Origin of the sequence: Streptomyces sp. NPDC048290, assembly GCF_040652095.1 — a bacterium.
In the GTDB taxonomy this organism is placed as follows: Bacteria; Actinomycetota; Actinomycetes; order Streptomycetales; family Streptomycetaceae; genus Streptomyces.
Genome location: NZ_JBEZLM010000009.1, coordinates 113,254 through 137,876, shown reverse-complemented (window position 1 = coordinate 137,876; position 24,623 = coordinate 113,254). Strand labels below are relative to the sequence as shown.

The window sequence follows — 24,623 nt, the reverse complement described above, 5'->3', positions numbered from 1 at the left end:
CGGGCGGCTTCGCGCCGCTGGACGGCGTCCCTAGGAGGCGTCCTCCGCGGCGGGCTCCTTCAGGACCGGGAAGCGCCGCGGGGCGACCGTGAGCAGGATCAGGAAGGCGAGGGCCGCCGCGAGCGCCGCGCCCAGGTACACCGCGTGGACGGCGTCGGCGACGGCCCGGCGGGTCGCCTCCGGCACCGCCCCCGTGCCGAGCCCGTGGGCGACGGCGTCGAGATCCCCGGCACCGCCGCCGAGCCGCGCCGCGAGCACCCCGTTGGCGACCGCCCCGAACACGGCCGCGCCGACCGTCTGGAAGGTCTGGCGGCAGAACAGGATCGACGCGGTGGCCGTACCGCGCTCGGCCCAGCCGACGGTGGACTGCACCCCCACGATCAGCGGCAGTTGGAACAGCCCGAGCGCGGCGCCCAGCAGCAGCATGAGCAGCGTCGGCTGCCACGCCTGGCCGGGGTAGGGCAGGAACGGGAACGCGGACAGCAGCAGCGTGGCCAGGCCCATGCCGATCATCGCGGTGTCCCGGAAGCCGATGCGCCGGTAGACATGCTGGCTGAGCGCGGCGGATATCGGCCAGCTCAGCGTCCACACGGACAGCACCACCCCGGCCCCGACCGGTCCGAGCCCGAGCACGGACTGCGCGTACATGGGCAGGAACACCGCCGGCGCCACCATCAGCAGCCCGAGCGCCCCGAGGGCGAGATTCACGGCGGCGATCGTCCGGCGCCGCCACACCCAGCCGGGGATGATCGGCTCGGCCGCGCGCCGCTCCACGACCACCACGAGCGCGGCCAGCGCGGCTCCGGCGCCGAACAGCGCCAGGGACGGGGCGGACAGCCACGGCCAGGCGACCCCGCCCTGCACCAGGGCGGTCAGCAGGGCGCCGCCGCAGGCGAACACGGCCAGCGCGCCCGCCCAGTCCACCCGTGGACGCCCGGCCGCCGGTGTCCGCCGCGGCTCGTGCAGATGACGCACGATCAGCCACAGGGCGAGCCCGCCGACCGGCAGATTGACCAGGAAGATCCAGCGCCAGTCGGCGTACGCGGCGAGCACCCCGCCGACGCCCGGCCCGGCGACCGCCGACAGCGCCCACACGGTGGACAGCTTGGCCTGGATCTTGGGGCGTTCCCTGAGCGGGTACAGATCGGCGGCCAGCGTCTGGACCGTGCCCTGGAGGGCGCCGCCGCCCAGCCCCTGGACGATCCGGAAGGCGATCAGCGCGGCCATGTTCCAGGCCAGCGCGCACAGCAGGGAGCCGATCAGGAACAGCACGGCACCGACGATCAGCACCGGCTTGCGGCCGAAGGTGTCGGACAGCTTGCCGTACAGGGGCAGGGAGACGGTCACGGCCAGCAGATAGCCGGAGAACAGCCAGGAGAAGACGGAGAACCCGCCGAGGTCGCCCACGATCTGCGGGACGGCGGTGGCGACGATCGTGGAGTCCAGCGCGGCCAGCGCCATGGAGAGCATCAGCGCGGCGGACACCGCGAAGCGCCGGCCGGGCGGGGGAGGCGCGGGGGAGGGGTCGGTGCCCGGGGTCGTGCCGTTGGTCGCGGGTCCGGTGCTGCCCACGGTGGGGTTCCCTCCCGTAGCCGTCGTCGGCCGGCGTCGGCCGTCGTGCCCTCGTGCGGCGCTGCCGGGCGTCAGCTTCCCACCAGGGGACGGGGGCACGGGAGAGCGCACCGGGCCGTACGCCCCGTATGTCCCGTACGCCCTGCGGAACTTGACCCTCATGCCACTGGAGGGTGGAGGCTCACTGCATCGGAAGGTGGAGCCGACCCTGAGACGTCCTCCACCCGGCGGGGGAGGGCCCCTAGGGGTACCTCGGTACCAGGGGTCGGGGAGGGTTCGTACCGACGGAGGACGAGAGGGCCCCTCCCTCGTCCTTAACCTGGCTTTACGCCGCTGGGGGGCACGGAGGCGGTTCACCGCACCTTCGGGGGTGGGGTTTTCCTCAGTAAAAGACTGCGCCGGGCACCAGGGCGCGGCACCCCCTTCGACCGGAAGACTCAAGGGCATCGCGGCCCGGGACACCGACCCCGGCTGCCGGACGCCCACACGATGACCGACTTAGGAGACATACCGTGACATCGGCTGTAACCATTCCCAGGCACGGGGGCACTGGAGGGCGTACGGCCGTCGCCGCGCGAGCCCGGCAGGTCGTGAAGGCGTACGGGGCCGGGGAGACCCGCGTCGTCGCGCTCGACCATGTCGACGTGGACATCGCCCGCGGCCAGTTCACCGCGATCATGGGCCCCTCCGGGTCGGGCAAGTCCACCCTGATGCACTGCCTCGCCGGACTCGACACCGTCACCAGCGGACAGATCTACCTGGACGACACCGAGATCACCGGGCTCAAGGACAAGAAGCTCACCCAGCTGCGCCGGGACCGCATCGGCTTCATCTTCCAGGCGTTCAACCTGCTGCCCACGCTGAACGCGCTGGAGAACATCACGCTGCCGATGGACATCGCCGGACGCAAGCCGGACCGTGCCTGGCTGGACCGGGTCGTGGAGACCGTCGGGCTCGCCGGGCGGCTCAAGCACCGTCCGACCCAGCTCTCCGGCGGTCAGCAGCAGCGGGTCGCCGTGGCCCGCGCGCTGGCCGCCCGGCCCGAGATCATCTTCGGCGACGAGCCCACCGGCAACCTCGACTCCCGGGCGGGCGCCGAAGTCCTCGGCTTCCTGCGCCAGTCCGTGGACGAACTCGGCCAGACCATCGTGATCGTCACCCACGACCCGGTCGCCGCCTCCTACTCGGACCGCGTGCTGTACCTCGCCGACGGCCGGATCGTGGACGAGATGTACCAGCCGACGGCCGACCAGGTGCTGGACCGGATGAAGGACTTCGACGCCCGGGGGCGCACCTCATGACCGTCTGGAAGACCTCCCGGCGCAATTTCCTCGCGCACAAGGGACGGATGGCCCTGTCGGCGGTGGCGGTGCTGCTGTCGGTCGCCTTCGTCTGCGGCACGCTGGTGTTCACGGACACCATGAACACGACGTTCGACAAGCTCTTCCAGGCCACCGCCGCCGATGTCACGGTCAGCTCCAAGGACAGCTCGGACACCGGGCAGACCACCGCCGACAACGGCAAGCCGCCGGTCCTCCCGGCGTCCGTGGTGACGGAGGTGGCGGGCGCCGACGGCGTGAAGTCCGCCGAGGGGGCCGTCGCCTCGACCTCGGTGACCGTCGTCGACGCCGACAAGGACAACCTGTCCGCGGCCGGGGGCGCCCCCACCATCGTCGGCAACTGGAACACCAACGACGCCCGGATCATGAAGATCGCCTCCGGGGCCGCACCGCGCGGCGCCGACCAGATCATGGTCGACGGCGACACCGCCGAGAAGCACGATCTGGCGCTCGGCGACGAGATATCCGTGATCAGCGCCGTCGGCACGCACACCGCCAAGGTCTCCGGCATCGCCGAGTTCTCCGTCACCAACCCGGGCGCGGCGGTCTTCTACCTCGACACCCCGACCGCCCAGCGCGCCCTGGTCGGCGAGAGCGACGTCTTCACCAGCGTCAACGTCACCGCGGCGGCGGGCTTCACGGACGCGGCGGTGAAGAAGAACGTCAGCGCGGCCCTCGACGGCGGCTACCAGGTGCAGACCGCCAAGGAGGTCGCCGACGCGGGCGCCGACGACGTCCAGGAGTTCATGGGCGTCATCAAGTACGCCATGCTCGGCTTCGCCGGGATCGCCTTCCTCGTCGGTGTCTTCCTGATCATCAACACCTTCTCCATGCTGGTCACCCAGCGCACCCGGGAGATCGGTCTGATGCGGGCCATCGGATCCTCCCGCAAGCAGGTCAACCGCTCCGTGCTGCTGGAGGCGCTGCTGCTGGGCATCGTCGGCTCGGTGCTCGGCGTCGCGGGCGGTGTAGGACTCGCCGTCGGCCTGATGAAGCTGATGGGCGCCGCGGGCATGAACCTGTCCACCGACGACCTCACCGTCGCCGCGACCACCCCCGTGATCGGCCTGGTCCTCGGTGTCGTCGTCACCGTCGTCGCCGCCTACCTCCCGGCCCGCCGGGCGGGCAAGGTCTCGCCCATGGCCGCGCTGCGCGACGCCGGGGCCCCGCCGGACGTCCGCGCCGGAGTGATCCGCGGCATCGTCGGCACGCTCCTCACCGGCGGCGGGATCTTCTGCCTCTATCTGGCGGCGGACGCCGACAAGGCGAGCCAGGGCTCGCTGTGGCTCGGCGGCGGGATCGTGCTGTCCCTGATCGGCTTCGTCGCCATCGGCCCGCTGCTCGCCGGGGCCGTGGTCCGCGTCCTCAGCGCGATCCTGCTGCGCGCCTTCGGCCCGGTCGGACGGCTCGCCGAGCGCAACGCCCTGCGCAACCCGCGCCGCACCGGCGCCACCGGCGCGGCCCTGATGATCGGTCTCGCCCTGGTCGCCTGTCTGTCGGTGGTCGGCTCCTCCATGGTCGCCTCGGCCACCGAGGAACTCGACAAGAGCGTCGGCACCGACTTCATCATCCAGAGCGACACCGGCCAGCTGATCACCCCGCAGGCCGTCCAGGCCGTACGGGACACCGAGGGCGTCGGCCATGTCACCCAGTACAAGTGGACCAAGGCCACCTTCGCCACGCCCGACGGCCAGACGCTGAAGAACACCGCGATCACCGCGGCCGACCCGACCTACGCCACCGACCTGAGGGTCGAGACCGTCCAGGGCAAGCTGTCCGACGCGTATCTGCCCGGCGCGATGTCCGTGCACGAACGGTTCGCCCAGGACCACGGCATCCGCCTCGGCTCGAAGATCGGCGTCGACTTCAACAACGGCTCCACCGCGCAGCTCACCGTCCGGGCCATCACCAGCAGCGAGGGGGTCATCGACCAGGGCGCGATGTACACCTCCATCGACACCCTCGCTAAGTACGTCCCGGCCGACAAGATGCCGCTGGACCAGATCCTCTTCGGCTCCGCCGAGGACGGCCGGGCGGCGGACGTGTACAAGGCTCTTGAGTCCGCCCTGCACGACTATCCGCAGTACACGGTCCGGGACCAGAGCGACTTCAAGGAGGCCATCCAGGACCAGGTCGGCCAGCTGCTGAACATGATCTACGGGCTGCTGGCGCTGGCGATCATCGTCGCCGTCCTCGGCGTGGTGAACACCCTCGCCCTGTCGGTGGTGGAGCGCACCCGGGAGATCGGTCTGATGCGGGCGATCGGTCTCTCCCGCAGGCAGCTTCGGCGGATGATCCGGCTGGAGTCGGTGGTGATCGCCCTGTTCGGCGCGCTGCTCGGCCTCGGGCTCGGCATGGGCTGGGGCGCGACCGCGCAGAAGCTGCTCGCGCTGGAGGGGCTGAACGTCCTGGAGATCCCGTGGCCGACGATCATCGGGGTCTTCATCGGATCGGCCTTCGTCGGACTGTTCGCGGCGCTGATCCCGGCGTTTCGGGCGGGGCGGATGAATGTGCTGAACGCGATTGCTACGGATTGATTTGGTCCGGGTGATTTGGTCCGGCTGATCTGGTCCGGGTGGTCTGGTTCGGGTGGTCTGGTTCGGGTCTGGCTGGCTGGGCTGATCTGGTCCGGGTCGGTCTGGCTGGGGCTGATCCGGGTCGGGTCGATCTGGCTGGGCTGATCCGGACCGGGGCAGTCCGGCCAGGCTGATCTGGTCCGGCTCGTCCGGCCAGGCTGATCCGGTCCGGCTCGTCCGGCCAGGCTGATCCGGTCCGGCTGATCCCGCCCGGTCGGACCGGGAGTCCCGGGGGCAGGGGGCCCGGGAGTCCCGGGGGAGCGGGCGGGCGCATGGCCACCGCATACGGGGGTTGCGGGGGAACGGCCCCGGTGAACGCAGTGAGCGTTCACCGGGGCCGCGGGCTGTTTCTGGGGGGTGTTCTGGGGGGTGTTCCTGGGGATGCGCCAGGGGCAGCTCGCGGGGGCCGGTGCCGGGGTTCGCGGTCCGGTGCGGAGGGCCGCGCGGGGGCCGGTCTGGTGGGGCCGGTCTGGTGGGTCCGGTCTTGCGGGGGGTTGATGCGGCGAGCGGTGCGGGGGCCCGCGCGGGACCCGAGCGGTGCGGGGTCCCCGCGTGGGACCCGGTCCGGTGGGTGGTGTGGGGTCCTGCGTGGCGGCCGTTTCGGTGGGTTCCGGCCGTCCCGGGGCTGATCCGGTGGCCCGCGTCCGGGGTCCCCGCGTGGGACCCGGTCCGGTGGGTCCGGTCCTCTGGGGGCTGATCCGGTGGCCGGTGCGGGGGCCACGCGGGGTCCGGTTCGGTGGCTGATGCGGTGGCCGGTTCGGTGGCTGATCCGGTGGCCGATCCGGTGGCCGATCCGGTGGGTTCCGGTCCTCCAGGGGCTGAACCGCCGACCCGTGCGGGGTCCCGCGCGGTGCCCCGTCCGGCGGGTTCCGGGGCGGGCGGGCGGTCGGGAGGGGCGGGCGGGGCGGGGCGTGCGCGCCGGGCGCTTTCCCGGCGCCCCGGCGAGTGTCGGTGGCGCGTCGTACGCTGGAGAACCCCCGGCCCGTGACGCGTGCCGGGCCCTTCGTGGTGCCCGCGGGCCGCCGACAGGCGGCTCAGGGCGCCCGCGGGCCGCCGAACGGCGGCCACCGCACCCGCCCCCTTCGACCCGCTCGATCTCACCCCGGACGGAAACCCCTCCATGAGCCTGCACGGTCTGCTCGACGCCGTCGTCAAGGACGCCGCCCTCGCGGAAGCGATCAAGGCGGCTGCCGACGGCAACCGCATGCATGTCGACCTGGTCGGCCCGCCCGCCGCCCGCCCCTTCGCGGTGGCGGCGCTGGCGCGTGAGGCCACCCGACCCGTGCTGGCCGTCACCGCCACCGGCCGTGAGGCCGAGGACCTGGCCGCCGCCCTGCGCTCCCTGCTGCCGCCGGACACCGTCGCGGAGTACCCGTCCTGGGAGACCCTGCCGCACGAACGGCTCAGCCCGCGCAGCGACACCGTCGGCCGCCGTCTCGCCGTGCTGCGCCGCCTCGCCCACCCGAGCGCCGACGACCCGGAGACCGGCCCGGTCTCGGTGGTCGTCGCCCCCGTCCGCTCCGTGCTCCAGCCGCAGGTCAAGGGACTGGGCGAGCTGGAGCCCGTGGCGCTGCGCAGCGGGCAGACCGCCGATCTCAACGCGATCGTCGACGCTCTCGGGGCCGCCGCCTACGCGCGCGTGGAGCTGGTCGAGAAGCGCGGCGAGTTCGCCGTCCGAGGCGGCATCCTGGACGTCTTCCCGCCCACCGAGGAACACCCCCTGCGTATCGAGTTCTGGGGCGACGACGTCGAGGAGATCCGCTACTTCAAGGTCGCCGACCAGCGCTCCCTGGAGGTCGCCGAGCACGGCCTGTGGGCCCCGCCCTGCCGCGAGTTGCTGCTCACCGAGGACGTCCGGGCCCGCGCGCGGGCCCTCGCCGAGCAGCACCCGGAGCTGGGCGAGCTGCTCGGCAAGATCGCCGAGGGCATCGCGGTGGAGGGCATGGAGTCCCTCGCCCCGGTCCTGGTGGACGACATGGAACTGCTGCTGGACGTGTTGCCGAAGGGCGCCATGGCCGTCGTCTGCGACCCGGAGCGGGTGCGGACCCGGGCCGCGGACCTGGTGGCGACCAGCCAGGAGTTCCTCGCGGCGTCCTGGGCGGCCACCGCGGGCGGCGGCGACGCGCCGATCGACGTCGGCGCGGCCTCCCTGCGCTCCATCGCGGACGTCCGGGACCGGGCCCGTGAGCGGGACATGATGTGGTGGACGGTGTCGCCGTTCGCCGCCGACGAGGAACTCGACGCCGACACCCTCAAGCTCGGTATGCACGCCCCGGAGACCTACCGGGGCGACACCGCGCGGGCCCTCGCCGACACCAAGGGCTGGCTCGCCGACGGCTGGCGCACGGTGTACGTGACCGAGGCCCACGGCCCGGCCGCCCGCACCGCCGAGGTGCTCGGCGGCGAGGGCATCGCCGCCCGGCTGGACCCGGACGTGGGCGCGCTCAGCCCGTCCCTCGTCCATGTGGCGTGCGGCTCCATCGACTACGGCTTCGTCGACCCGGCGCTCAAGCTCGCCGTCCTCACCGAGACCGATCTGTCCGGCCAGAAGGCGGCCGGCCGCGACGGCGCCCGGATGCCCGCCCGGCGCCGCAAGACCATCGACCCGCTCACCCTGGAGGCGGGCGACTACATCGTCCACGAACAGCACGGCGTGGGCCGCTACATCGAGATGGTGCAGCGCACCGTCCAGGGCGCCACCCGCGAGTACCTGGTCGTGGAGTACGCCCCCGCCAAGCGCGGCCAGCCCGGCGACCGGCTCTACATCCCCACCGACCAGCTGGAGCAGATCACCAAGTACGTCGGCGGCGAGGCCCCCACCCTGCACCGCCTCGGCGGCGCCGACTGGACCAAGACCAAGGCGCGCGCCAAGAAGGCCGTCAAGGAGATCGCCGCCGACCTGATCAAGCTGTACAGCGCCCGTATGGCCGCCCCCGGCCATGTCTTCAGCCCCGACACCCCCTGGCAGCGCGAACTGGAGGACGCCTTCGCCTACGCCGAGACGCCCGACCAGCTCACCACCATCGCCGAGGTCAAGGAGGACATGGAGAAGTCCGTCCCCATGGACCGGCTGATCTGCGGCGACGTCGGCTACGGCAAGACCGAGATCGCGGTGCGGGCCGCCTTCAAGGCCGTACAGGACGGCAAGCAGGTCGCCGTCCTCGTACCGACCACGCTGCTGGTGCAGCAGCACTTCGGGACGTTCAGCGAGCGGTACGCGCAGTTCCCGGTCAAGGTGCGGGCGCTGTCCCGGTTCCAGAGCGACACCGAGGCGAAGGCGACCCTGGAGGGGCTCCGGGAGGGCTCGGTCGATGTCGTCATCGGCACCCACCGGCTGTTCTCCACCGAGACCCGCTTCAAGGACCTGGGCCTGGTCATCGTGGACGAGGAGCAGCGCTTCGGCGTCGAGCACAAGGAGCAGCTCAAGAAGCTCCGCGCCAACGTCGACGTCCTCACCATGTCCGCCACCCCCATCCCGCGCACCCTGGAGATGGCCGTCACCGGCATCCGCGAGATGTCCACCATCACCACCCCGCCCGAGGAGCGCCACCCGGTGCTCACCTTCGTCGGCCCCTACGAGGAGAAGCAGATCGGCGCCGCCGTCCGCCGCGAACTGCTGCGCGAGGGCCAGGTCTTCTACATCCACAACCGGGTCGAGTCCATCGACCGGGCCGCCGCCCGGCTGCGCGAGATCGTCCCCGAGGCGCGGATCGCCACCGCGCACGGCCAGATGTCGGAATCCGCGCTGGAACAGGTCGTGGTCGACTTCTGGGAGAAGAAGTACGACGTCCTGGTGTCGACCACGATCGTGGAGTCCGGCATCGACATCTCCAACGCCAACACCCTGATCGTGGAGCGCGGCGACACCTTCGGCCTCTCCCAGCTGCACCAGCTGCGCGGCCGGGTCGGCCGCGGCCGGGAGCGCGGCTACGCCTACTTCCTGTACCCGCCGGAGAAGCCCCTGACGGAGACCGCCCACGAACGGCTCGCCACCATCGCCCAGCACACCGAGATGGGCGCGGGCATGTACGTCGCCATGAAGGACCTGGAGATCCGCGGCGCCGGAAACCTTCTCGGCGGCGAGCAGTCCGGCCATATCGCGGGCGTCGGCTTCGATCTGTACGTCCGGATGGTCGGCGAGGCCGTCGCCGACTACCGGCGCCAGCTGGAGACCGGCGAGATCGAGGAGGAACCGCCGCTGGAGGTGAAGATCGAGCTGCCGGTCGACGCGCACGTCCCGCACGACTACGCGCCCGGCGAGCGGCTCCGCCTCCAGGCGTACCGCGCCATCGCCTCCGCCAACAGCGAGGAGGACATCAAGGCGGTCCGCGAGGAACTCACCGACCGCTACGGCAAGCTGCCCGAGCCGGTGGAGAACCTGCTGCTGGTCGCCGGACTGCGGATGCTCGCACGGGCGTGCGGGGTGGGCGAGGTGGTGCTCCAGGGCACCAACATCCGGTTCGCGCCGGTCGAGCTGCGCGAGTCGCAGGAGCTGCGGCTGAAGCGGCTGTATCCCGGCAGTGTCGTCAAACCGGCCGCGCACCAGGTGCTGGTGCCGCGCCCGAAGACCGCGAAGGTGGGCGGCAAGCCGCTGGTCGGGCGGGAGCTGCTGGGGTGGGTCGGGGAGTTCCTGGCGACGGTGGTGGGGTCGTAGGGCGGGTGGCGTACGGCGGGTTTCGGGTGGGGTCGTAGGGCTGGTGTCGTACGGCGGGATTCGGGTCGGGTCGTAGAGCCGGTGTCGTACGGCGGGATTCGGGTCGGGTCGTAGAGCCGGTGTCGTACGGCGGGATTCGGGTCGGGTCGTAGGCCAGGTGTCGTACGGCGGGATTCGGGTCCTGGGGCACGTCCTCGGACTCACGGAGGCTTACGGGGTCGTACCGAGGCTCGCCGGGTCGTCGTAGTGGCGTGGTCCTGGGCAAGGTGAAGCCGTCCGCGGGAGGTGAGGTGCCGCGGACGGCTTCGGTTCGGGGGGCTCGTGCCAGGTGGTCCGGTGCGGTGTGTGCCGTTCCTACGGCTGATCGGGCCTTTCGCGGTCCATGCCGAGCGCGCCTTCCGCTTTCCGCTGCGCGTCGTCGACCTGGCTCTCGTGCTTGTTGCCCGTCTTCTCGTTCACCTTCTGTTCCGCCGTGTCGGACACGTCCTTGGCCTTGTCCTGACCGTGGCCCTTGAACCTGTCGAAGATGCCCATCCGGCGACTCCTTCCGCAGGTGGCTCCTAGGTGACTCCCTTCCGACCATACGCCCGACTTGCGAAAGATGCGCATCTGGTCCTGACATGGCCGGAATCCGTCGCCCGCTAGCGTGTGGTCGGGACCGGACCGGGAACAAGGCACCGGGCTGGAAGAGGGAGGGGCGTGCGGTGAAGCGTCTGAGGGGCGGAGCCGGAGCCGGAGCCGGGGTCGCGGTGGCGCTGCTGCTGGCCGTGACCGGCTGCACGGAGGGGGCGTTCGACGGGGGCGCCGAAGGCGGTGGCGCGAGCGGGGGAGAGGGCGGTCCGGCGCTGGCCGCCGTCCGCGAACTGACCGTCAAGGGCCGCGCCCCCAAGACCGGCTACGACCGGGACCGCTTCGGCACCCCCTGGGCCGACACCGACTCCAACCGCTGCGACACCCGCGACGACATCCTCGAACGGGACCTCACGGACATCGAGTTCACCGACGGCCGCTGCGAGGTGGCGTCCGGGACGCTCGACCCCGACCCCTACACCGGTGAAGCCGTCGACTTCGAACGAGGCCGCAGCCAGGTCGACATCGACCATCTGGTCGCCCTGTCCGACGCCTGGCAGAAGGGCGCCCGGCAGTGGGAGCCGCGCAAAAGGATCGCCTTCGCCAACGACCCGCTCAATCTGCTGGCCGTCGACGCGGGCACCAACCGCGCCAAGGGCGACGGCGACACCGCGACCTGGCTGCCGCCCAACAAGGCGTACCGGTGCGCGTATGTCGCCGGGCAGGTCGCGGTGAAGCGGAAGTACGGGCTGTGGGTCACCTCCGCGGAACGGGACGCGATGACCCGGGTCCTGTCCGGCTGCCCCGGCGAACCCCTGCCGACCGGCGGCAATCCGACGGCCGCGCCGCGCCGCTTCACGGCGGACTGAACGGGCGGGTCCTTGCGGTGCGGGTCCTTGTGGTGCGCGCGTTCGATGCGGGTCCTTATGGTGCGCGTCCGGTGCGGGGTCTTGTGGTGCGCTGCCCGGCGTGCGGTTGGGCGGTGCTGCGCAGTGTGCTGCCGGGCGTGTTGCCGTTCGTGTTGCGGTGCGGCTCGGCGTGTTGCTGGGCGGTGCGGCCGGTGTGCTGCCCTGCGGGCTGCCGGGCGGTGCTGCTCGGTGTGTCACCTCGCTTGCTGCCGGGCGTGTTGCCGGGCGGTGCGGCTCGGCGTGTCGCCGGGCGGTGCTGCCGGGCGGTGCGGCCGGTGTGCTGCCCCGCGTGCTGCCGGGCGGTGTCGCTCGGCGTGTTGCTGCGCGGTGCTGCCCCGCGTGCCGGCGGCCGGTGCCGCCCGACGTGGTGCCCGACGTGATGCCGGGCACGCCGCCGACCAGGGGCGCGGGGCGCGTACGTGTCCGCGTACGCCCCGCCCCGCGCGTACGCCCCGCCCCGCGGGGACCCCCGCCCCGCGCGGCCCCCCCGAGGCCGTGGCCACCCGGTCAGCTCGACTTCTTCCAGTCCTTGCAGCCGGACGTCTTGAAGTACTTGTCCGACGCCTCGATCGTCACGACCGCCGAGCCGTTGACATTGTTGTTGGCGAGGATCGACTCCAGCGCGTGCTCGGCGTCCTTGCTGCGCTCCCAGTAGCACATGTCGTCGGTGTTGCCGGACGACTTGTAGGTGCCGGGGGCGATGTCGACCCCGACCTGGAACATGCCGCCGTCGCCCTTCATCTGCGTGGCTGGCGTGCCGCCCTCGGCCTTCGGGTCGACCGTCTCCCAGTCCGAGCAGCCGCTGGACTTGAAGAGCTTGTCGGACGCCGCGACGGTGACATAGCTGGTGCCGGTCACATTGTCGTTCGCGAGGATCGACTCGACCTCGCCCTTGGCGTCCTTGGCGCGCTCCCAGTAGCACATACCGTCGGCGTTTCCGCTGGTCCGGTAGGTGCCGGGCTTGATGTCGGAGCCGACCTGGTAGTCCCCGTCCCCGCCGAACGCCGACTCCTTCTCCTCGGCCGCGTCCTTCTCGCCGGAGCCCTTCTCGCCGCCGGAGCCGCCGTCCGCGGAGGCCGAGGAGTTCTTGTCGCTGCCCGAGTCGTCCCCGCCGCCGCTCATCGAGACCGCTCCGATGACCACGACGCCCACGACGGCACCCAGCGCGATCTTGGTCTTCATGCCCATGACTTGATTCCCTCCCCAAAGCGTTGACCGCCCTGTCAGGCAGTCGCTCGTTCGCTGGGTCAATAAGAGCATTGACTGTGAACCGAGTCAACACGGTTCACGGAAGTAGTCACGTACACGGTCGTGAACGCAGATCTCTTGCGTACTGTCTGTGAATCGGGGGATCGTTGCCGCATCGGTATGCTCGGGGGCACGCAAGGCACGAGGGGAGCGGGGCGAGTGCAGGACAACGCGACAGAGGTGACGGCCGCCGGGATCGCCCGGCTCGCCGGGGTGGGGCGCGCCGCCGTCAGCAACTGGCGCCGCCGCCACGCCGACTTCCCCAAGCCCGTCGGCGGCACGGAGACCAGCCCGTCCTTCGCCCTCGCCGAGGTCGAGCGCTGGCTGCGCGGCCAGGGCAAGCTCGCCGAGGTCCCGCTGCGGGAACGCGTCTGGCAGCAGCTCGCCGGGCACCCCGAGGGACCGGCGACCGCGCTGCTGCACGCCGGATGTCTGCTGCTGCTCATCCATGACCGCCCGACGGCGTGGCTGACCCTGTCCACGGAGTCCGACGCACGGCTCGCCGCCCTGCTCCAGGAGGAGCTGGCGCAGGTGCTCGCGGCCCGTTTCGCCACCGCCCCCGCGTCCGCTGCTGCCTCCGCGGCCCCCTCCGCCACTCCCTCCGCGGCCCCCGCGCCCCGCGCGACCCCCGGCACGACCCCTCGGACCACCCCGGGCGCGCCCCTTCGCACGACCCCCGCCACCACCCCGCCCCCCGTGAACCGGGCCACCGCTGTGAACACCCCGGACTCGGTTCACACCGCGATCGTCCCGCCCACCGGCCCCGCACTCCTCGTCTCCGCCCCCCTCCTGCGCGGCGCCGCCGAACTCGCGGCCGACCTGGGCGCGCGCCAGACCTTCGAGTTCCTGCTCGGCCGCCATCTGGACGCCAACCCGCGCCAATACACCCTCACCCCCGCCGAACTGGCCGATCTCATGGCGCGGCTGGCCGGACCTGCCCGTACCGTGCTCGACCCCGCCTGCGGCACCGGCGCGCTGCTCAGGGCCGTGGACGCCCGGCCCGAGCAGGAGTTCCACGTCCAGGACAGCGCGCCCGAGCTGGCCGCGTTCACCGCGCTGCGGCTCGCGCTGCACTCGCGCGCCGCCGTCCGCGCCGCCGTAGGGGACACCCTGCGCGCCGACGCCCATCCCGGTCTGCGCGCCGACGCCGTGCTGTGCCATCCGCCGTTCAACGAGCGCAACTGGGGCCACGACGAACTGGCCTACGACCCCCGCTGGGAGTACGGCTTCCCCGCCCGCACGGAGTCCGAGCTGGCCTGGGTGCAGCACGCGCTGGCCCGGCTCAAGGAGGGCGGCACCGCCGTCCTGCTCATGCCGCCCGCCGCCGCCTCCCGCCGCTCCGGCCGCCGTATCCGGGCCGATCTGCTGCGGCGGGGCGCGCTGCGGGCGGTGATCGCCCTGCCCCTGGGCGCCGCCCCGCCGCACAGCATCCCGCTGCACCTGTGGGTGCTGCGCCGCCCCGGTGCCGCGCCCGCCGTGCCGGAGGTGCTGCTCGTGGACGCCGGGCAGTTCGCCGGCGAGGGACGCGGCGGGCCCGACTGGCGGGCCGTCAAGGAGGCGGTGGAGGACGCCTGGGGCACGTTCGACCGCGCGGGCACCCTCACCGAACGGCCGGGCCTGGCCCGCGCCCTGCCGGTCATCGACCTGCTCGACGACGACGTCGACCTCGCCCCCGCCCGCCATCTCCCGCCCCCCGCGGCGGCCGACGGCGCCGAGGCGCTCACGGCGGTCCGGGACCGCCTCGCCACGACCCTGCGCCTCACCGGCGATCTCACGCCCCCTCCGGCGGCCCCCGCGCAGCCCGCGCGCTGGCCCCTGACCACGGTCGGCGAACTCGCCCGGGGCGGCGCCCTGGTGATGCGTTCCGGCGGGACCGGCACCACGCCCGGCGGCTGGAGCACGGGCGGCACCGACCCCGCCGACGGCGAGAACGCCGCCCCCGCGCGGGTCCCCGTGCTCACCGACCACGACGTCCTGTCCGGCGCGGCGCCCTCCGGCACGCTCCCGGAGGGCGAGGACGACACCGTGCTCACCGCGCCCGGCGACGTCGTCGTGCCGGTGCTCGGGGGCGGCGCCATGGCCCGGGTGATCGACGAGGTGACCGGCGGCGCCGCCCTCGGCCGCAACCTCGTGCTGCTGCGCCCCGACCCCGCCGCGCTCGACCCCTGGTTCCTGGCCGGCTTCCTGCGCGGCACCGCCAACACCCGCCAGGCCAGCAGCTACGCCTCCACCGCCACCCGCCTCGATGTGCGCCGCCTCCAACTGCCCCGTCTGCCGCTCGACGAACAGCGCCGCTATGGCGCCCGCTTCCACGCCCTGGACCGGTTCGAGCGGGCGCTCAGAAACGCGAGCCGGATCGGGGACCAACTGGTGCGCGGGATGTACGACGGGCTGACGGACGGCACGGTCGCACCCGACTGACCTCTTGGACGGCGGCCCTGAACCGCTGGACGGGGCCCCGCGCGGGAGCGCCCCCGCATCTCGCGCGGGACGGGCCCACATGTCCCGCGTACGACTGCCCCCGCACCCCGCGTTCGACCGGCCCGTACCTCGCGTTCGACCGCCCCCGCCCCCGCGGAGGACCGCCCTCCGCACCTCCCGCCGGACCGGAATCCCGCGGACCGGCAACCAAGTGCCCCGTCCGGACGTCGTAGCACCCGGAGCGACGGCACCCCGGGGGCGTGCGGGACGCGTGCGGTGATCGGGTCGACAACGGTTCGGTACAACGCGGGACCTGTTGTCCGCGTCGGCCTATACGCTCGATGCGACCATCGCACGACCGGCGGCGCAGGGGGCCGGCCGCGCACGCCCTCCCAGGTTTCAGGAGCAGCCATGCATGGCCACGGCTACACGCAGCCGGTGACACAGCAGCCTTCCATGGGGGTTCTGGTCTTCCTGCGTGTGCTGTTCGTCGTGATCTCGGTCTGCAGCATCGGCTTCCTCGCCTGGACCATGCTGCTGCGCCTGGCGATCGTCACCCGCAAGGGCCTGGACTGGGGCCTGTTCGTGGCCACCGCCGCCATCGACATCCTCGCCATGGTGCTGATCGTCACCGAACCCGGCGAGGAGATCCACACCCCCGCGGGCTTCACCGGGATGTTCCTGCTGCTGGGCACCCTGATCGCCGGTGTGGCGTACTACCTGGCCGCCGAGATCCGCCACTTCCACCAACTGCGCTACCCGTACCCGCCCACGCCCGCGCCCGCCCCTGGTCCCGCCCCCGCGTACGGCTACCCCCAGCCCCAGCCGCCGTACACCACCACCACGGTCTCCCACATGCCGCCCGCCCAGAATCCCCCGCACACGCCCGTGCCCCGCCCCGGCGGCGGCCCGCACACCCCGCCCCCGGCGCCCGGTCCCGTGCCCTCCGCGCAGCCGCCCCAGCAGCCGCCCGCGCGCATCGACCAGGTCCGCGCGGAGCTGGACGAGCTGAGCGACTATCTGCGCAACCAGGACGGCCGTCCCGGGAACGGCGGGTGACCGTGGCGACCGGACGTGTCGTCGCCAGTCGCTACGAACTGGCCACGCTCATCGGACAGGGCGGCATGGGCCAGGTCTGGACGGCCTACGACCGCCGCCTGGACCGGCGGGTCGCGGTGAAGCTGCTGCGCCCCGACAAGGTCGCCGGGCAGGAGGCCGACGAACTGCGCCGCCGCTTCGTACGCGAGTGCCGGGTCACCGCCCAGGTCGACCACCCCGGCCTGGTGACCGTCCACGACGCGGGCAGCGAGGGCGAGGAACTCTTCCTCGTCATGCAGTACGTGGACGGCGCCGACCTCTCCGACCATCTCGCCGAGCACGACCCGTACCCGTGGCAGTGGACGGTGGCGGTGGCCGCCCAACTGTGCGCCGTACTGAGCGCGGTCCACGCGGTGCCGATCGTCCACCGCGACCTCAAGCCGCGCAATGTCATGGTCAAGCAGGACGGCACGGTCACCGTCCTGGACCTCGGCGTGGCGTCCGTCATGGACACCGACACCACCCGCCTCACCCACACCGGCTCCCCGATCGGCTCGCCCGCCTACATGGCCCCGGAACAGGCGATGGGCGGCGCCGTGGGCCCGTACACCGATCTGTACGCGCTCGGCGTGCTGATCCACGAACTGCTCAGCGGCGACGTGCCGTTCGCGGGCTCCACCGCCCTCGGCGTGCTGCACCGGCACCTCTACGAGCCCCCGCTGCCGGTCCGCCGCCTGCGTCCCGAGGTCCCCGAGGCGCTGGAGACCCTCGTCCTGAAGCTCCTCGCCAAGGACCCGCAGCACCGGCCCGGCTCCGCCCAGGACGTGTACGAGGACCTGGCGCTGCTGCTCCCCGCGCGGGGCACGCCCACCGGAGCGCCGCTCGACCCCACCCGCCCCTTCCTGCGCCCCCAGGCCCCCTGGCCGGACCGCGCGCGGACCCTCGCCCCGCAGCCCGCCCCCGTGGGCCCGGCGCCCGACGAGAAGCCGGACGTCGCCAAGGCGGTCGACGAGGTGAAACGGCTCCTCGGAGCGGGCCGCATCACCCAGGCCGTGGACATCCTCGGCGCGATCCTGCCCGCCGCCGCCGAACAGCACGGCGAGCACTCCCCGGTCGTCCGCACCCTGCGCAAGCAGTACGCGGCCACCCTCATGGACGACGGCCAGTACCGGCGCGCGCTGCCCGAGCTGCGCCGCCTCGCCGACGAGCGCGCCGCCGAGGCGGGCCACGCCGACCCGCAGGCCCTGCGGTTCCGCTACGACGCCGCCCAGTGCCTGGAACAGCTCGGCGAGCCCGCCGCGGCACTCGCCGCGTACCGCGCGCTGCTGCCGTACTACGAGAACCAGTACGTCTCCGGCGACCCCGGGCTCGCACATGAGGTGCGGCGCCGGATCGGCCACCTTCTGCTGGCCCTCGGCGACCGGCCCGCCGCCCACGAGACCCTCGTACGGCTGCTGCACGACGTGGAGCGGATGGGCGGGCCCACGCATCCGCTGGCCCTGGAGGTCCGGCGGACCTTGCAGTGGCTGGGCCAGATGCGGGGCTGACGCCAGACCCCGGACCCTGGACCGCGACCGGCCCCGGACCGCGCGGAGGCGTGCCGGTGCCCGAAGTCCTGGTGAATCGTTGGTCGAATGGGTTGGCCAGAGCTTGCCCGCTGCCTACCATCGATCACCGCAAGACTTTGTGCACCGCCGCACAATCTCCTCGGGAGGTTTCCCTTGCACCGCCGTCGTCGCACCGTGCTCGTCCTGTCCGCCGTGATCGCAGCCGCGGCCCCGCTCCTGACCGCGTGCGGCAATGACGCGCACCCGGGCGCGGCGGCCGTCGTGGGCGGTCAGCGGATCACCGTGGCACAGCTGGAGAACCGGGTGGACGAGGTCCGGGAGGCACAGCGGGCCGCCGTGACCGACGAGGCGCAGTACGCCCAGTTCATCGCCCAGACCGGCACCCTCACCCGGGACACCTTGCACGGCATGGTCCTGGACCAGGTGCTGAATCGTGCCGCCGAGGACGCGGGCGTCGCCGTGACCCGCAAGGAGGTCCAGGCGTTCCGCTCCGAGCTGGAGCAGCAGGCGGGCGGCGCCGAGGCCCTGGAGACGGCCTGGCTCCAGCAGTACGGGGTCGCCCCCGAGCGGCTGGACGCCACCTTCCGGGTCCAGATCGAGGCCCAGAAGCTCGCCACCAAGCTCGGCACGGACACCACTCAGCCCGCGTTCTGGGCGGCCCTGTCCGACGCGTCCAAGGAACTCGACGTCGACCTGAACCCGCGCTACGGCGCCTGGGACGTGGAGAAGGTCGGCCGCGTCGACGCCGAGACCCCGTGGGTACGCGAGATCACGGCGGCGGCCCAGCAGCAGACGGCTTGACGGAGGGCCGGCGGCTGCGCGGCTGAGCGGGGCGCCCGCGCGGGTGGCTGCGCGGAGGCGCCGGGCACGCGGGTGACCGACGGGTCGGCCGAGCGGCGGGTCGGAGGGGAGGAGCACCCAGCCCCCACCCGCCCGGTGGGAGCCCGCCTCCCCCTCCCCCTCCCCCTCCCGAGCAGATAATCCGACGATCCCCCTGAGGCTGTGGACAACCTCACGGCCCGATCCGCAGCGTGCGTTACGTTCGGATCGTGAACGCAATCAGCCCCGAAGGCATCCCCGACCCCGGCCGTGCCGTCCTGCTCACCACCAGCCACCGTGTGGCGCCCGGCCTGCTGTCCTGGCCCGCCTGGCAGGCGCTGCGCGCCGCCGACGCGGTGCTGTGCGCGGACCCGGCCCACCCGCAGCTGCCGTATCTGCGGGACGCGGGCATAGCCGTCGAGGAGACCGCCCCCACCGCCGAGGACCTGGTCGCCGCCTGCGCCGGGGGCCGCTCGGTGGTGGTGGTCGCCACCGGCGAGGGGGAGCCGGCACTGACGGACGGGCTGGCCCGGCTCGCCGGGTCCGGCCGCACCCGGATGCCCGAGCTGGAGCTGCTGCCCGCCTCCTACGACCTCCCGGGCGCCCGGCTGCTCGACCTGGTGCAGGTGATGGACCGCATCCGCCGGGAGTGCCCCTGGTCCTCCCGCCAGACCCACGAGGGCCTCGCCAAGTACGGCCTGGAGGAGGCGTACGAACTGGTCGAGGCGATCGAGTCCGGCGACCGCGACGAACTGCGCGAGGAACTCGGCGACGTCCTCCTCCAGGTCGTCTTCCACGCCCGCATCGCCGAGGAGGGCGTCCCGGCCGCCGAGGACGGCGAGGACGGCGGGGACGGCGGCGAGACCGAGGAGAACGCCCCCTTCTCCATCGACGACGTGGCCGCGGGCATCGTCGCCAAGCTCGTCCACCGCCACCCCCATGTCTTCGGGGACGCCACCGCGACGACCCCCGAGGACGTCAAGGAGCACTGGCTGCGCACCAAGGCCGAGGAGAAGCGGCGCACCTCGGTGACCGAGGGCATCCCGGTCCACCAGCCGGGCCTGGCCCTCGCCGCCAAGCTGGCCTCCCGGGCGCGCACGGCCGGTCTGGACGTCCCGCTGCCGCAGGGCGACGGCATCGGCTACGAACTGCTGGCCCTCGCCGCCCGCGCCGAGGCGGACGGCGTCGACCCGGAGGCCGCCCTGAGAGCGGCGGCCCGCGCCTACCGGGACGCGATCAGACAGCGGGAGGCCCGGGATACGGTCGAACGGTGACCGATCAGTACGACGGACCGACACCGGCGCGGGGTTCATGCCCCGCGGGCGGGACAACCGGACCTGCCCCCGCCGGGCCTGCCCCCGCCGGGCGTGACGACGCCGGACCCGCCCCCGCCGGGCCTGACGCCGCCGGACTTGCCCCCGTTGGGCCGGACACCGCCGGACTCGCCCCCACCGGGCCGGACGCCGCCGGGCCCGCCCCCGCCGGGCCGGACATCACCGGGCCCGCCCCCACCGGACCGGACACCACCGACCACGCCCCCACCGCCGCCACCCCCACCCCACCCCTATTCACCTGGTCGTTCGCCACCGACCCCTACCCCGCCTACGCCTGGCTCCGGGAGCACTCCCCGGTCCACCGGACCACGCTCCCCAGCGGAGTGGAGGCATGGCTCGTCACCCGGTACGCCGACGCCCGCCAGGCGCTGGCCGACCCACGGCTCTCGAAGAACCCGGTCCACCACGCGGCGGACGCGCCGGGAAAGAGCAAGACCGGCATCCCGGGCGAGCGCAGCGCGGGCCTGATGACCCATCTGCTGAACATCGACCCGCCCGACCACACCCGCCTGCGGCGCCTGGTGTCGAAGGCGTTCACCCCGCGCCGGGTGGCCGCGTTCGCCCCCCGGGTCCAGGAACTGACCGACGACCTGATCGACCGCTTCGCGCAGAAGGGAGCCGCGGATCTGATCCATGACTTCGCCTTCCCGCTCCCCATCTACGCGATCTGCGATCTGCTCGGCGTCCCGGGCGAGGACCAGGACGACTTCCGGGACTGGGCGGGAATGATGATCCGGCACGGCAGCGGCCCCCGGGGCGGGGTCGCGCGGTCCGTGAAGAAGATCCGCGCCTATCTGACCGAGCTGATCCACCGCAAGCGGGCCGACCTGGCGGACGACCTGATCTCGGACCTGATCCGCGCCTCCGACCACGGGGAGCACCTCACGGAGAACGAGGCGGCGGCGATGGCCTTCGTGATCTTGTTTGCGGGTTTTGAAACGACCATTAACTTGATCGGCAATGGCACCTATGCCCTGCTCACCCACGACGAACAGCGCGCCCGGTTCCGCCGCGCCCTGGCGGAAGGGGACACCGGCCTCCTCGAAACGGGGGTCGAGGAACTGCTCCGCTTCGACGGTCCGGTCGAGCTGGCCACCTGGCGGTACGCCACGGAGGCGCTGGACATCGGGGGCGAGTCGATCCGCCGGGGTGATCCGGTCCTCGTGGTGCTCGCGGCGGCGGACCGCGACCCCGGGCGTTTCCCGGACCCCGACACCCTCGACCTGGCCCGCCGTGACAACCAGCACCTCGGGTACGGCCATGGCATCCACTACTGCCTCGGCGCCCCGCTGGCCCGGCTGGAGGGACAGACGGCGCTGGCGACGCTGTTCACCCGTCTCCCGGACCTCCGCCTCGCGGTCGACCCGGACGAACTCCGCTGGCGCGGCGGGCTCATCATGCGCGGGCTGCGAACCCTGCCGGTGGAGTTCTGACCCAGCCCACCGCCCCAGAAGGCCCAACACCCCCCACCCCGCCACCCGCCACGCCGACACCCGCCACCCCGCCACGCTGTCACCCGTCACGCCGTCACGCCGTCACGCCGACACCCGCCACGCCGACACCCGTCACCCCGTCACCCGCCACGCCGTCACGCCGCCACCCGCCCCCCGCTGTCACCCACCACCTCGCGCCCCCACCCAGCCACCATCACGCCCCTCGCCCCACCCTCGCCCCCACCCCCGGCCCTTCACCCCCGGCCCTTCACCCCCGGCCCTTCACCCCCATGGCAAACAGTCACCCCACAGCCCATCCACACCCCCAGACGACCCTTCAGAAGTTGACACTCCCTCACCTTTGTGATCTTCACGTGATCTACGCGGCATTAACTTGTGACAAGTCAACGATTGCGGCTACGTTCACCCCTCAGCGCGACGCGCGAGCATCAAGCGCCGCGCGGGTCACCGCTGTCTCGGGAAAGGTCCCCGCATGCTCTCCGGGAACGGTCGTCACCGTCGCCCCCGTCAGGCCCCGGCCATCCTGGTCGCCGCCGGAGTGACCGGTTCTGCCATCGCCCTGCCCCTGCTCGGCGCCGGAGGCGCCAGCGCGGCGAGCGGCACCACCTGGGACAAGGTCGCCGAGTGCGAGACCGGCGGCGCCTGGAGCGCGGACGAGGGCAATGGACGCTACGGCGGCCTCCAGTTGACCCAGGACGACTGGGCGGCGTACGGCGGGCTGGACTACGCGTCGAGCCCGGACCAGGCGAGCCGTTCGCAGCAGATCGCGGTGGCCGAGCGGATTCTCGCCGACCGGGGCGTCGGGGTCTGGCCCGTGTGCGGGCTGGTCCACGGGCTCGCGCAGGACTCGGACCCGGCCGGGGTCGACACGGGCGTGGCGGGCGACCCCACCCCCCGGGCCACGGAGGACGCGGACGGCTCCTCCGGAGTCACCGGCGGCCTGACCGACTCCTCGAAGTCCCTGCCGTCCGGGTCCTCCGGGACGTCCGGGACACAGGAGCCCGAAGGGCAGTACGGCACCGACGACTCGTCCTGGGGATCGGGCCCCTCCGGCAGTACCGACCCCACCCCGGGCGGCGCCACCGGAACACCGGGCTCCACCCCCTCCGGCACCCCCTCGACCACCTCACCGGACAGCGCCCCGGCCGCCACGGAGGACATCTCCGGCGACTCCTCCGCCTCCCCGGTCGAACAGCCCACCAGCTCCCCCTCCGGGGCGAAGGGTGAGGAATCCGGCAATCTCGGGCAGGGTCTCGGCTCCTCGTTCCTGGTCGACACCAGCGCGCTGCCCGAGGCCGACCCGACCCCCGGCACCGGAAAGCACCGCGGCAACAGCGCCGACGAGAGCGGGACCGACAAGAAGGCGACCAAGCAGCCGAACGTCCTCTCGGGCCTCACCGACGCCACGGACTCCACGGGCACCACGGACTCCACGTCCCCCTCAGGCAAATCGTCCGATTCATCCGCCAATTCCCAGGATGATGAGGATTCTCGGGAATCCGATGAGCCACGGGAATCAGACGAACTCGGCGACCTGGGGGATTTGGCCGAATTGGGTGATGTAGGGGAGAGGGAGTCGGAGTCGCGCGCCTCGCGTGACGCCGGTGGTGCCCGCCAGACCCCCGACCAGGCCTACACCGTCCGTTCCGGAGACACACTCACCTCGATCGCCGACTCCCTTGAGGTCGACGGCGGATGGCGTCAGGTCTTCCGGCTGAACGAGGCGGCGCTAGGCGGCGACCCGAATCACATCGTCCCCGGTCAGACGCTCGACGTCGGCACCGGACCGGCCGCGCGCTGAGTGAGGCGCCGGTGGGGAAGTGGGCCGGGAGTGACGGGAGTTCACGTCACACTTCGCGCTGAATGTCCGGTTTGGCGAAAGTGTGGGATGAGTCTCAGAAGCCCTGATCGTCTTTGAAATTCCAGGAATCGCGTGTCTACGGTCAGGACCGCTCGCAACAGCGGGCCCCGAGGACCGTCACGCCGAATCCTGCCGGCGGTCGTACGGGAACAGTCGTCGCGTCAAGCGCCGTAGGCAGGAGCGGGGGACCCAAGGTAAGTGCCGGTGACGGAGGTTGAGGCGACTCGACCGCACGGAAGCGGCTTGGGGTGAAGTCAGGACGTACGGGAGGAAAGCCCCGTACGGGACATGACCGGGCAACTCATTCGGCCCGAACCCGACAGCTCACCTCGTAGGCGTCGGTGAGGGGATCTTCCATGCTGTTCTGTGGCAAGGGCAAGCACCGCCGTCCGTCCAAGACCACCCGTGTCATCGCGCTCGCCGGGGTGGCTGGCGCCGCCGTCGCCGCCCCGCTGATGGCGGCCGGCAACGCCTCCGCCGCCACCGCCTCCGAGTGGGACGCCGTCGCCCAGTGCGAGTCCGGCGGCAACTGGGCCATCAACACCGGCAACGGCTACTACGGCGGACTCCAGTTCTCCGCCTCGACCTGGGCCGGATACGGCGGCACGCAGTACGCCGCCACCGCGAACAACGCCACCAAGGCGCAGCAGATCGAGATCGCCGAGAAGGTCCTCGCGGGCCAGGGCAAGGGCGCCTGGCCGAGCTGCGGCGTGGGCCTGTCCAGCGCCCCGTACGGCGGCGGCTCGACCGCGCCCGAGCCCGAGCCCGCCCCGACCCAGCCGAGCCAGTCGCAGAGCGGCGGCACCGAGCAGCGCAGCGAGCAGCCGAGCGCCTCCCGCTCGCAGGAGCGCCCGGCCGCCACGCAGGAGACCGTCACCACGCCCACCGGCCAGACGGTCGAGAAGGGCGACGGCGAGTACGAGGTCGTCTCCGGCGACACCCTCAGCTCCATCGCCGCCGAGCACGGTGTCTCGGGCGGCTGGCAGAAGCTGTTCGAGCGCAACAACGACATCGTGGACGACGCCGACCTGATCTTCCCGGGCCAGCAGCTCCACCTGAAGTAGCCCGGACGGCCCCGGAGCGGGCCCCGCCCGAACCGAATCCGAACCAGACCGGTCCAGACCGGACCGGTCCGGACCGGTCCGGTCTGATTCCGGACCAGACCAGACCGGTCCGGACGCGGCTCACGGCCGTTCCACAGCCCGCTCCCGGCCCTCGCACAGCCCGCCCCGCCACCCTGGGGTCATCTCCCCGCGAGGT

General features: G+C 72.7%; 15 protein-coding genes and 1 riboswitch. Of the genes, 12 read left to right on the top strand and 3 right to left on the bottom strand.

Annotated elements, in window-relative coordinates; all coding sequences use genetic code 11:
- Positions 1 to 30 precede the first annotated feature (30 nt).
- Positions 31 to 1,572: an MFS transporter gene (locus AB0D49_RS17620; RefSeq protein WP_362757987.1), complete on the bottom strand. Its 1,542-nt coding sequence runs from the start codon at positions 1,570 to 1,572 to the stop codon at positions 31 to 33.
- A 512-nt stretch (positions 1,573 to 2,084) separates the two neighbouring features.
- Between AB0D49_RS17620 and AB0D49_RS17615 the strand changes: the two genes are divergently transcribed.
- The 3 genes from AB0D49_RS17615 to mfd all read left to right on the top strand — a co-directional run bounded on the left by AB0D49_RS17615 (position 2,085) and on the right by mfd (position 10,142).
- The gene (locus AB0D49_RS17615; RefSeq protein WP_362757985.1) at positions 2,085 to 2,873 is read left to right on the top strand and encodes an ABC transporter ATP-binding protein; all 789 of its coding nucleotides are present in this window, start codon (positions 2,085 to 2,087) and stop codon (positions 2,871 to 2,873) included.
- Positions 2,870 to 5,449, top strand: a complete 2,580-nt coding sequence (locus AB0D49_RS17610; RefSeq protein WP_362757983.1) for an FtsX-like permease family protein — start codon at positions 2,870 to 2,872, stop codon at positions 5,447 to 5,449. Before AB0D49_RS17615 ends, AB0D49_RS17610 begins: the two co-directional genes overlap by 4 nt.
- A 1,159-nt stretch (positions 5,450 to 6,608) precedes the next feature.
- Complete coding sequence (gene mfd / locus AB0D49_RS17605; RefSeq protein ID WP_362757981.1) at positions 6,609 to 10,142, top strand: transcription-repair coupling factor; 3,534 nt, start codon at positions 6,609 to 6,611, stop codon at positions 10,140 to 10,142.
- A 354-nt stretch (positions 10,143 to 10,496) separates the two neighbouring features.
- Here mfd and AB0D49_RS17600 read toward each other — a convergent pair whose 3' ends face one another.
- Positions 10,497 to 10,676 carry an antitoxin gene (locus AB0D49_RS17600; RefSeq protein ID WP_362757979.1) on the bottom strand — a complete coding sequence of 60 codons (180 nt, stop codon included), beginning with the start codon at positions 10,674 to 10,676 and terminating at the stop codon, positions 10,497 to 10,499.
- Positions 10,677 to 10,846: 170 nt separating this feature from the next.
- Here AB0D49_RS17600 and AB0D49_RS17595 point away from each other — a divergent pair, with 170 nt between their 5' ends.
- A complete protein-coding gene (locus AB0D49_RS17595; protein ID WP_362757977.1) occupies positions 10,847 to 11,581 on the top strand; it encodes an HNH endonuclease family protein in 735 nt (244 codons plus the stop codon).
- Between the two features lie 546 nt (positions 11,582 to 12,127).
- Here AB0D49_RS17595 and AB0D49_RS17590 read toward each other — a convergent pair.
- Positions 12,128 to 12,808 carry a hypothetical protein gene (locus AB0D49_RS17590; protein WP_362757975.1) on the bottom strand — a complete coding sequence of 227 codons (681 nt, stop codon included), beginning with the start codon at positions 12,806 to 12,808 and terminating at the stop codon, positions 12,128 to 12,130.
- A 219-nt stretch (positions 12,809 to 13,027) separates the two neighbouring features.
- On the opposite strand from AB0D49_RS17590, the gene AB0D49_RS17585 reads away from it, so the two are divergent.
- The 8 genes from AB0D49_RS17585 (at position 13,028) to AB0D49_RS17550 (ending at position 24,427) form a co-directional block, all read left to right on the top strand.
- Positions 13,028 to 15,289, top strand: a complete 2,262-nt coding sequence (locus tag AB0D49_RS17585; RefSeq protein WP_362757973.1) for an N-6 DNA methylase — start codon at positions 13,028 to 13,030, stop codon at positions 15,287 to 15,289.
- 438 nt (positions 15,290 to 15,727) lie between these two features.
- Positions 15,728 to 16,348: a hypothetical protein gene (locus tag AB0D49_RS17580; protein WP_362757971.1), complete on the top strand. Its 621-nt coding sequence runs from the start codon at positions 15,728 to 15,730 to the stop codon at positions 16,346 to 16,348.
- 38 nt (positions 16,349 to 16,386) lie between these two features.
- The gene (locus AB0D49_RS17575; protein WP_362758391.1) at positions 16,387 to 17,874 is read left to right on the top strand and encodes a protein kinase; all 1,488 of its coding nucleotides are present in this window, start codon (positions 16,387 to 16,389) and stop codon (positions 17,872 to 17,874) included.
- Between the two features lie 174 nt (positions 17,875 to 18,048).
- Positions 18,049 to 18,696, top strand: a complete 648-nt coding sequence (locus AB0D49_RS17570; protein WP_362757969.1) for a SurA N-terminal domain-containing protein — start codon at positions 18,049 to 18,051, stop codon at positions 18,694 to 18,696.
- Between the two features lie 248 nt (positions 18,697 to 18,944).
- Positions 18,945 to 19,988, top strand: a complete 1,044-nt coding sequence (locus tag AB0D49_RS17565; RefSeq protein ID WP_362757967.1) for a nucleoside triphosphate pyrophosphohydrolase — start codon at positions 18,945 to 18,947, stop codon at positions 19,986 to 19,988.
- A gap of 218 nt (positions 19,989 to 20,206) precedes the next feature.
- Positions 20,207 to 21,481, top strand: coding sequence for a cytochrome P450 (locus AB0D49_RS17560; protein ID WP_362758389.1), 1,275 nt, complete (start codon positions 20,207 to 20,209; stop codon positions 21,479 to 21,481).
- A 493-nt stretch (positions 21,482 to 21,974) separates the two neighbouring features.
- Complete coding sequence (locus tag AB0D49_RS17555; RefSeq protein WP_362757965.1) at positions 21,975 to 23,303, top strand: transglycosylase family protein; 1,329 nt, start codon at positions 21,975 to 21,977, stop codon at positions 23,301 to 23,303.
- A gap of 216 nt (positions 23,304 to 23,519) precedes the next feature.
- Positions 23,520 to 23,716: riboswitch (cyclic di-AMP (ydaO/yuaA leader) on the top strand.
- 3 nt (positions 23,717 to 23,719) lie between these two features.
- Entirely contained in the window at positions 23,720 to 24,427 is a 708-nt protein-coding gene (locus AB0D49_RS17550; protein ID WP_362757963.1) for a transglycosylase family protein, read from the top strand.
- Positions 24,428 to 24,623: the final 196 nt, after the last annotated feature.

Bases quoted from the DNA above. Each gene is read 5' to 3' on its own strand.
- AB0D49_RS17610 (WP_362757983.1), top strand. From the start codon at position 2,870: ATGACCGTCTGGAAGACCTCCCGGCGCAATTTCCTCGCGCACAAGGGA.
- mfd (WP_362757981.1), top strand. From the start codon at position 6,609: ATGAGCCTGCACGGTCTGCTCGACGCCGTCGTCAAGGACGCCGCCCTC.
- AB0D49_RS17600 (WP_362757979.1), bottom strand. From the start codon at position 10,676: ATGGGCATCTTCGACAGGTTCAAGGGCCACGGTCAGGACAAGGCCAAG.
- AB0D49_RS17590 (WP_362757975.1), bottom strand. From the start codon at position 12,808: ATGGGCATGAAGACCAAGATCGCGCTGGGTGCCGTCGTGGGCGTCGTG.
- AB0D49_RS17555 (WP_362757965.1), top strand. From the start codon at position 21,975: ATGCTCTCCGGGAACGGTCGTCACCGTCGCCCCCGTCAGGCCCCGGCC.
- AB0D49_RS17550 (WP_362757963.1), top strand. From the start codon at position 23,720: ATGCTGTTCTGTGGCAAGGGCAAGCACCGCCGTCCGTCCAAGACCACC.